The 8,243-nt window shown below is 63.6% G+C and carries 8 protein-coding genes; 3 read left to right on the top strand and 5 right to left on the bottom strand.

Features of this window, described 5'->3' with window-relative positions:
* Nucleotides 1-1,272, bottom strand: a 1,272-nt coding sequence (locus ACFFAR_RS17595; protein ID WP_174363478.1) for an aldehyde dehydrogenase family protein, incomplete at its 3' end; no start/stop codon positions are given.
* Between the two features lie 204 nt (nucleotides 1,273-1,476).
* Between ACFFAR_RS17595 and ACFFAR_RS17590 the strand changes: the two genes are divergently transcribed.
* Nucleotides 1,477-2,862, top strand: a complete 1,386-nt coding sequence (locus tag ACFFAR_RS17590; protein WP_174363477.1) for an FAD-containing oxidoreductase — start codon at nucleotides 1,477-1,479, stop codon at nucleotides 2,860-2,862.
* Here ACFFAR_RS17590 and ACFFAR_RS17585 read toward each other — a convergent pair whose 3' ends face one another.
* The 4 genes from ACFFAR_RS17585 to ACFFAR_RS17570 form a co-directional block, all read right to left on the bottom strand.
* On the bottom strand, nucleotides 2,863-3,606 hold the full coding sequence (locus ACFFAR_RS17585; protein ID WP_174363476.1) for an enoyl-CoA hydratase-related protein: 744 nt from the start codon (nucleotides 3,604-3,606) through the stop codon (nucleotides 2,863-2,865).
* A 6-nt stretch (nucleotides 3,607-3,612) separates the two neighbouring features.
* Nucleotides 3,613-4,905 carry an MFS transporter gene (locus tag ACFFAR_RS17580; protein ID WP_174363475.1) on the bottom strand — a complete coding sequence of 431 codons (1,293 nt, stop codon included), beginning with the start codon at nucleotides 4,903-4,905 and terminating at the stop codon, nucleotides 3,613-3,615.
* A 14-nt stretch (nucleotides 4,906-4,919) separates the two neighbouring features.
* Entirely contained in the window at nucleotides 4,920-6,005 is a 1,086-nt protein-coding gene (locus tag ACFFAR_RS17575; RefSeq protein WP_256701283.1) for a hypothetical protein, read from the bottom strand.
* A 103-nt stretch (nucleotides 6,006-6,108) separates the two neighbouring features.
* Nucleotides 6,109-6,627, bottom strand: coding sequence for an ankyrin repeat domain-containing protein (locus tag ACFFAR_RS17570; protein WP_375508188.1), 519 nt, complete (start codon nucleotides 6,625-6,627; stop codon nucleotides 6,109-6,111).
* Between the two features lie 369 nt (nucleotides 6,628-6,996).
* Between ACFFAR_RS17570 and ACFFAR_RS17565 the strand changes: the two genes are divergently transcribed.
* Together ACFFAR_RS17565 and ACFFAR_RS17560 are read left to right on the top strand one after the other, a co-directional pair.
* The gene (locus ACFFAR_RS17565) at nucleotides 6,997-7,599 is read left to right on the top strand and encodes a DUF938 domain-containing protein (RefSeq protein ID WP_174363479.1); all 603 of its coding nucleotides are present in this window, start codon (nucleotides 6,997-6,999) and stop codon (nucleotides 7,597-7,599) included.
* Nucleotides 7,600-7,820: 221 nt separating this feature from the next.
* Nucleotides 7,821-8,243 (top strand): Rieske 2Fe-2S domain-containing protein (locus ACFFAR_RS17560; RefSeq protein WP_174363473.1); only part of this gene is annotated, 423 nt, incomplete at its 3' end.

The following is an 8,243-nucleotide window of genomic DNA, read 5'->3' as shown; positions in this document are numbered from 1 at the left end:
CTCATTGGCCACGCGCATGGCGGTGCGATAGTTCTCTGTATAAAGCACCGACGACAACCCGTACTGATGGTCGTTCGCCATCGCGAGGACTTCGTCGAGCGTGTCGTACGAGATCACCGGCAGCACCGGGCCGAAGATTTCTTCGCGCACGATTTCCATGTCGTGGCGGCAATCGAGCAACAGCGTAGGCGGGTAGAAATAGCCGGCGGTGTCGGGCAGCGTGCCGCCGGTCGCGACCGAAGCGCCTTCGGCCACGGCGCGCTGGACCATCGCGTGAATGTCTTGCTGGGCGGAGCGGCTCACCAGCGGTCCCATCTTCGATGCGTCCATCGACCGGTCGCCGAAACTCACGGCGCTCATCTTCGCGCGCAGCAATTCGACGAAGCGCTCGTGCACGCTTGCGTGGACATACACGCGTTCCATGGCGGTACACAACTGGCCGCAATGCGTGGTCTTCGATCCGACGATCGCGCTCGCTGCCGCTTCGAGGTCGGCATCCGGTTCGATGATCGCGGGCGCCTTCCCGCCGAGTTCCAGCGAAGGTTTCGCGATGTTCGCCTTGCAGTAGTCCAGCACGATGCGCCCGGCGTTCACGCTGCCGGTGAGCGTGATCATGCCGACGGCCGGATGCGTGCAGACCGTGGCGGCCGTCGCGTGATCCATTGCGAGCACGTTGAAAATGCCGGCCGGCAGTCCCGCCTGACGCGCGGCTTCGGCGATTTCGAAAGCGGACGTGGGCGTGTTGTTGCTCGGCCGTATCACGACCGTATTGCCCGTGATCAACGCCGGCGCGACTTTGCGCAAGAGCGTGTAGACCGGGTAGTTGAACGGGATCAGGCAGGCGACCACACCAATCGGCTCGCGATGCAGCACGAGGTTTTCGTTGGGCGTGTCGCTGGGGATGACTTCGCCTTCGATCCGGCGTGCCCATTCGGCGTGATAGCGGGTGATATCGGCGGCGTAGCGGGCTTCGTTTTCCGAATCCGCCACACTTTTGCCCGATTCCAGCGCGAGCGCCGCGCCGATTTGCGGCGCGCGCTGAACGATGGCATCGGCGAAACGGCGCAAATGCTCCCCGCGCTCGATGGAGCTCAACTTGCGCCACGTTTTCTGCGCCCGCGATGCGGCTTCCACGGCGGCGAGCGCGTCGTCCCGGGACGCGAGCGTGACGCGGGCGATGATCTCAGCGGTGGCGGGGTTGTCGACATCGGCAAACCGATCGGACGATGAGTCGATCAGGCGGCCGTCGATGAAATTACGGTAGGTGCGCATCGTGATAGCCCGGAAAGAAGCGCCGCAGCGGGTCCGCGACGTGAATGGCGCTAGTTTTAGCGGGCGCGACACTGGGCCACAAGCGATTAAATCTCGACCTGTCCATGCGTAAAACGCACACACGGCGGGGAGGTTTCCTGCTGCACCGGTTTCCCCGGCGAGCTACCATGCAGAATCCGCAAACACCGCCGAGGAGACGTGAACATGTCGCAACAATTTGACGCCATCGTGATCGGCACCGGACAAGGCGGCGCGCCGCTGGCCGTGAAGCTTGCAGAAAGCGGCAAGCGTACGGCGATCATCGAACGGTCGTTGTTCGGCGGGACGTGCGTGAATGTAGGGTGCACGCCGACCAAGACATTTGTGGCAAGCGCCCGTGCGGCGCATGTCGCGCGACATGCCGGAGATTATGGTGTGATCCTCGATGGCGGCGTTCGGGTGGATCTGGCGCGCGTCAAGGCGCGCAAGGACGAGGTCATCGGCGAATCGCGCGAAGGCGTGGAGAAGTGGTTGCGGGGGACATCGGGCGTGACGGTGTTCAACGGTCACGGGCGCTTTAGCGGGCCGCATTCCATCAGCGTGCAGGGCAACGACGGTCAGCAGCACGAACTCACGGCGGATTCGATTTTCATCAATACCGGCACGCGTGCGACCGTTCCGGAAATCGAAGGACTCGCGGAGATTTCATATCTGACCAATTCCACGATCCTGGAACTGACGACGTTGCCTGAACATCTGGCGATCGTGGGCGGGAGTTACATCGCGCTGGAATTCGCGCAGATGTTCGCGCGCTTCGGCAGCCGCGTGACGGTGCTTGTCAGGGGCGAGCGCGTGCTCGCGCGCGAGGACAAGGATTTCGCGGAACAGGTTCAGAAGGTTCTGGCGCGCGATGGCGTCGAGTTCCGCTTCAACACCCAGACGTCGAAGGTCGAGGCGGCGGGCGAGGGCGTGCGGATCTTCCTCACCGACGGGAAGAGCATCGATGCGTCGCGTCTAATGTTCGCCACGGGCCGCACGCCGAACACCGACGACCTCGGGCTCGAGCATGCGGGTATCGTGCCGGACAAACATGGCCTGATCAGTGTCGATGGTCAGCTTCGCACTAAAACGGAGGGCGTCTGGGCGCTCGGCGATGTCAACGGGCGCGGCGCGTTCACGCATACGTCGTACAACGACTACGAGATCATTGCGTCGAACGTGGTCGATGGCGAATTGCGCAGCGTCGATTCCCGCATCATGTGCTACGCGGTTTTTGTGGATCCGCCGTTTGCGCGAGTGGGCATGAGCGAAGCCGATGTCCGCAAGGACGGACGCGCCGCGCTGATCGCCACCATGCCGATGTCGCGCGTTGGCCGGGCCCGCGAGCGTGGCGAGACAGATGGCTTCATGAAGGTGCTGGTGGACGCGCAGACGAAGAAGATTCTCGGTGCGGCAATTCTGGGCATCGAGGGTGACGAAGCGATCCATACGTTCATCGACATCATGAATGCGGACGCGCCGTACACCACGCTGCAACGCGCGATGCATATTCATCCGACGGTGAGCGAGTTGGTTCCCACGCTGATGGGGATGTTGAAACCGCTGGAGTGATCAACTCCGGCGCCGCTTGATCCGCTCGGCGATCGCCGGGCTTTGAAGCGAGGCTTCGTAGGCGGTTCTATTTGTCAAAGCGGAAGGATCGCCTGCCGCGATGGCATTCAACTGGCGCTTCATCGAGCGCACCACGTTGGGTTCGCAGGCGCGCATTGCATCGATGTATTCCGCCGTGCGCGTGGTCAACTGGTCGGCCGCGACAAGATCCGTCAGGAAGCCGATACGCAGCATTTCCGGCGCATCGATTGCAATGCCGGTCAGAAACAGCCGTTTCGCCTGCGTAGCCCCGAGTTCGCGGACATACCGGCGCATGCCATCCGGGTAGTAATGCAAGCCGATACGCGCCGCCGGCATGAACATCCGCGATCCTTCAACGCCAATGCGTGTATCGCAGCACAACGCTAGATCCGTCGCGCCGCCATACACACTTCCGTTCAGCGCGCAGATTGTAGGCAGGGGACACGCTTCGAGTTCGTTGAGCAGGCTTTCGAACGAATCGTCGATGTTCCCTGCCGCGAGCGCCGACAGCGTGTAGCCGGAGCTGAAGGTTGCCGGTCCCGTGCCGGTCACCACCAGCGCGATTGAAGCCGCATCGCTCGAAGCATTGGCAATCGCTTCTCTCAAGCCCGCAATATCCGCGGGATCGATCCGGTTGTGCTGCGCTTCGCGCGTCAGCCGCACCGTGACCACGCCCTCATGCCGCGACCATGAAAAACCATCGGCTACGCTCGTTTCGGTCATGTTCGTTCACCCCGCAGGCGTGGCTTCCTTGTCCTTGCCGTTCTTTGCAGCTTCCTCGTTGGCGGCGGCATCGCGCGTTTCCGGCATTGCCAGCCAAACCAGCGCAACCGCCAGCGCGCCCGCTGCAGCAAGCCCGAAAAAGCTCGTGTTCACACCGAACTTGTCCGCGACAAACCCCGCGATCGCCGTGCTCAGCGTGGCGCCAATTCCCGCCGCCAGCCCGAAGAAGCCGATACACAGGTTATACCGGCCCTTGCCGCCGGCAACGTCGGCTGCGATCAGCGGCAGCATCACGCCGAACACCGCTGCGCTGATACCGTCGAGCATCTGCACCGGCACGAGCAGATACGGGCTGCTCGCGCTGCTGGCCGCGGCGAACAACAGCGCACGCAACGGTAACGCCGAGAAACCAAGGATCAGCACGGGCCGCCGTCCCCACGTCTGCGCCTGCCGCCCGACCCACGGCGACAACCCCGCCACGATGAATTGCGGCACGATGATGCACGCCGCAATCACCAGTTGAACGTTGTCGCCCATGTGCGCGGTCACTTCGCCGGCGGCAAGATTCAGCATCGCCGCATTCGACAAGTGGAACAGCACCACGCACGCCGCGAACGTCAGCAATCGCGGATCGCGCACCAAGTCGCGCAGGCTTTCGGGGCGTTCGCCGCTGGCTGAACTGAGTGCATCGGCGAGATTCGATCCTGCCTTCGCCGCCGCTTTTTTCATGCGTGGTACGACCGGCGGCATCTCGTGATGAATCATGTTCAGCGCGACCAACGCCGGCAATGCGAGCGCAGCCGTCAGGAAGAATACCGAGCGCAGCGACAGGTACTCCCCGAACACGCCCATCAACGCCGCGGTCAGCGCGCTGCCGATGGACGCCCATCGCGCATTGCGCCCGAGCCGCGTGCCTAGATCGGCGCGGGAGACGAGGGCGAGCGAGATCGCGGCCATCGCGGGAACGAGCATGCAGCTCGCGAACCCGTGCAGCACTTCGGCCGCGAAGACGGAGACGAACGTGGGACTCGCGCCGAGCAGCAGCGCACTGATGATGATCGCGATGATCGCAGCGGCAGCCGCGCCTTTCTTGTTGCGCAAGGCATCGACGAGCGCGCCGGCCGGTAACTGGCTTGCCATCGCGCTGATCGTGCCGACGCTCAGCATCAGCCCGATCTCGCCTTGCGTCCACTTGTTCGCGGCGAGATAGGAAGCGATGAACGGCCCAAAGCCGGTCTGCACATTCGCGACGAAAAAGTTCAGCCAGTCAAGCGCGCGCAGACTTCGTGCAGTAACCATATTTCAGATCGTCCTCATTGTTTCGAGGGCCGAGCGGCGGATGCAGCCGCGACCGGTCCAGAGGACGTTGAAGCGGGTACCGCAACCGCCGCCGATGCCGATGAGGGCTCCGACGCCGCCGGTTCGGCCGGCGGCACGACGGGAGAGATGATCTTGATCGGCTGGTCAGGCGAATAGGTCGGTGCGGCCTTGATCTGTGTATCGGTGAAATCCAGTTGCAATTGCAGCACCTTGTTGCGCGATACCACGTGCAGGTCCGGCCAGTTGGCCGCGACTTGCCGTTTGTCGCCGGCGAGGGAATCGGAAAGGTCGATGACGAGCGCCTGCGGTTGCGCCTGCGAATCGATCAATACGTCGACCACCCGGCCCATGCGCGCGCCGCTCTTTTGCGTGACGTTGGAATCGACGAGTTGGGCAAGGGTCGGCGGGACATCGGCGACAGAACCCGGTTTCGCCGGCGCTTCCGCCTTCGATTTACCGGTCGCCGGTTGCGGCATGACAAAGGTCACGGGCGCTTTCTTGTCCGCCGGGTTAAAGCGGAACGCGCTCCACGGGAACGTGACCTTGCGGTCGCCCACGCCGAGAAAACCCGACAGGTTGACGATCATGAGCTTCGGCTTGGCGGCGGCATCCACGTACATGTCGACCGCGCGGCCGACGATCTTGCCGTCGCGCTGGATCTCGCTGTCGAGGAGGCCGTGGATCTGCTCGCGCTGCATGATGCGCGTGGTCAGCAGCGGCGGCGGAGGCGCCGGCACCTTCTCTTCAACGGGAGGAGGCGGCGGAGGCGGCGCTTTCTTCGGCACGACAACGCGGCGCTTGGGCTTCGGACGCGGCGCCTTTTGCTCGGTCGGCGGTTGCGTGGCGACCGGTGTGGAGGCAGGCTCTTCTTCCGGTTCGACGGCTTCGGGCTCGCTCGCCGGCTGCGGCGTCGACAAATCGATGATCGGCGCCGCCGGCTGTGTCGGGAACAGGCTGCACCCGGACATGACCGAGACAAACGCCAGGCCGATAAGGATGGCAAGCATCCTGGCCATCGTGCGCCAGTGCCAGTCGTACGCTCGAAGCGGGAAGCCACCCCGCGGGAAGCCGCCACTCATCACAAGAGCTCCATGTTGCCGGATCGCCTTCAAAAGGGTCGTGCGCCGCCAATCAGAATGATCGATGGCGCGGGTTGATCGGTAAAACGCTGACTCGGAAAAGTCAGACGCCCGGCGGCCGCGACTTCGCTTCGGTTGCCTGGGCGAGACGCGCGACGGTGTCGGGGGCGCCCATTTTCGCGGCAGCGTCGCGTGCGGTAAAGCCGTTTGCGTCTTTTGCGTCCGGATTTGCGCCGTGCGCGATCAGGAACTCGACCATTTCCACACGATTGAACATGGCCGCGATCATCAGCGCCGTGCGGCCATCGGGCGATGCGCCTTCGACGTCCGCACCGTGTTCCAGCAATGCTTCGATGACCGGCTTGTAGCCCTTGAACGCCGCGCCCGCAATCGGTGTCTGGCCGTTGTCGTTGCGCAGGTTCGGATCGGCTTTGTGTTGCAGCAGCACACATACGGCGTCGGCATGGCCGTGATAGCTCGCGAGCATCACGAGGGTGTCGCCCTTGTCGTTGCGCATGTTCGGCGGCAGGCCTTTGTGCAGCAGCGCGTCGAGCATGGGGGCGTCGCCGCGGCGGGCGGTATCGAAGACTTCAGCCGCGAAGTTGATGAGTTCTTCGCTCATCGTTTCTTGATTCGGCTTCTGCTCGCCGGAAGGGGTATCGGTTGGCATTAAAGGCTCCATGGAGTGGGATGGACCAGGCGGGCGGGCACGATGCACTGGCCCGTGGCGGGTCGTTCCTCAGGGTTTCGGGTGCTGGTATTCGGTGCTGCATTCGGTCCTGCGCCTCAAGTGCGTCAGGATACACAGATTTGATCGAGGGCCGCACGAGGTAGCAGGATTCGGGCCTCGTGAGAGCGCGTGAGCCGAGGCGTATGGTTCTGAGTTGCTACGGATCTTTTCTTGACCCGCGCAAACCGCGCGCTTACGCTCGCCACCAATTCCTCTGGAGACGCATCTTTGAACGCCAGTCATTCCGACAATCCCGACCCCCTGCGCCGTATTGCACCGGCAGCCACGCGCAACCGCGACGTGATCCGCGATGTCCTCGTGCGTGTATTGCCGAAGAGCGGGATCGTTCTCGAAATCGCAAGCGGCACCGGACAGCACGCGGTCCACATCGCCGCCGCACTGCCGGAGCTCACCTGGCAGCCGAGCGACCCGGACGAAGCGTCGCGCGCCTCCATCAGCGCATGGCGAGCGCACGCCGCGCTCGCCAATCTGAACGCGCCCGTCGCACTCGACGTATGCAGCGCGCCGTGGCCCGTGCCGGATTCGCTCGCGGCGATCGTCTGCATCAACATGATCCATATCGCGCCGTGGGCGGCGGCCGAAGCGCTGTTCCGTGGCGCGGCCGAACGTCTGACGAACGACGGCGTGCTGTTCCTCTATGGAGCCTACAAACGCAACGGCGCGCACACGGCAGTATCGAACGAAGCTTTCGATGCCCAGCTTCGCGCCACCAACCCGGATTGGGGCGTGCGCAACATGGAGGACGTGTCGGAACTGGGCCGCCGCGCGGGATTGGTGATGGAAGAAGCCGTGCCCATGCCCGCCAACAATTTCAGCCTGGTGTTCAGGCGGGCGCGAATCTAGGTGGAACCATCGGGGGGAATCCGCAAAATTTTCTGCTCCGATGCCCGCCCCGCACGCCTTCGCCGAACTTTCAAGGGAGGGCGTTTGCGCCTCAAAGGGCCGCTCACGTGTAGACTGCGTTAGACCCGTTGGTTGCATCGACTCCCCAACACATTTTTTCGCCAATTTCGGCCACTATCGGGCCGATTTTTCGCCGATACCCTCAAGCGGAGGCATCGTACATGCATGTAGCGCTGCAGCAGGAAGCCGTCACGAGCGGCACGCCCGCCGAACAACCTCAAAAAACGCCGCGTGATCTGCGCCGTGTCGACATTCACCCCGATCACTGGTATCCCGTCGCGTGGTCGCGCGAAGTCAAGCGCGGCAAGGCGCATGGCGTGAAGTTCGCCGGCGACCCCGTCGTGCTGGTGCGCACCGAGAGCGACAAGGTGTTCGCGCTGGAAGACCGCTGCGCGCATCGGCAAGTGCCGTTGCATGCGGGCGTGGTCGACGGCGAGTCCATCCGCTGCTGTTACCACGGCTGGACTTACGACTGCTCGGGCAAGTGTATCGACGTGCCCTATCTCGGGCGCGAGCGTCTGCCCAACGGCGTGCGCTCGTACCCGTGCCGCGAAGAAGCCGGGCTGATCTTCATCTTCCCGGGC

Origin of the sequence: uncultured Caballeronia sp. (assembly GCF_964243625.1) — a bacterium.
GTDB lineage: Bacteria > Pseudomonadota > Gammaproteobacteria > Burkholderiales > Burkholderiaceae > Caballeronia.
The sequence above is the reverse complement of the archived record's forward strand: the minus strand, read 5'-3'. Positions and strand labels throughout refer to the sequence as shown.

Bases quoted from the DNA above. Each gene is read 5' to 3' on its own strand.
- ACFFAR_RS17590 (WP_174363477.1), top strand. From the start codon at position 1,477: ATGTCGCAACAATTTGACGCCATCGTGATCGGCACCGGACAAGGCGGC.
- ACFFAR_RS17585 (WP_174363476.1), bottom strand. From the start codon at position 3,606: ATGACCGAAACGAGCGTAGCCGATGGTTTTTCATGGTCGCGGCATGAG.
- ACFFAR_RS17580 (WP_174363475.1), bottom strand. From the start codon at position 4,905: ATGGTTACTGCACGAAGTCTGCGCGCGCTTGACTGGCTGAACTTTTTC.
- ACFFAR_RS17575 (WP_256701283.1), bottom strand. From the start codon at position 6,005: ATGAGTGGCGGCTTCCCGCGGGGTGGCTTCCCGCTTCGAGCGTACGAC.
- ACFFAR_RS17570 (WP_375508188.1), bottom strand. From the start codon at position 6,627: ATGAGCGAAGAACTCATCAACTTCGCGGCTGAAGTCTTCGATACCGCC.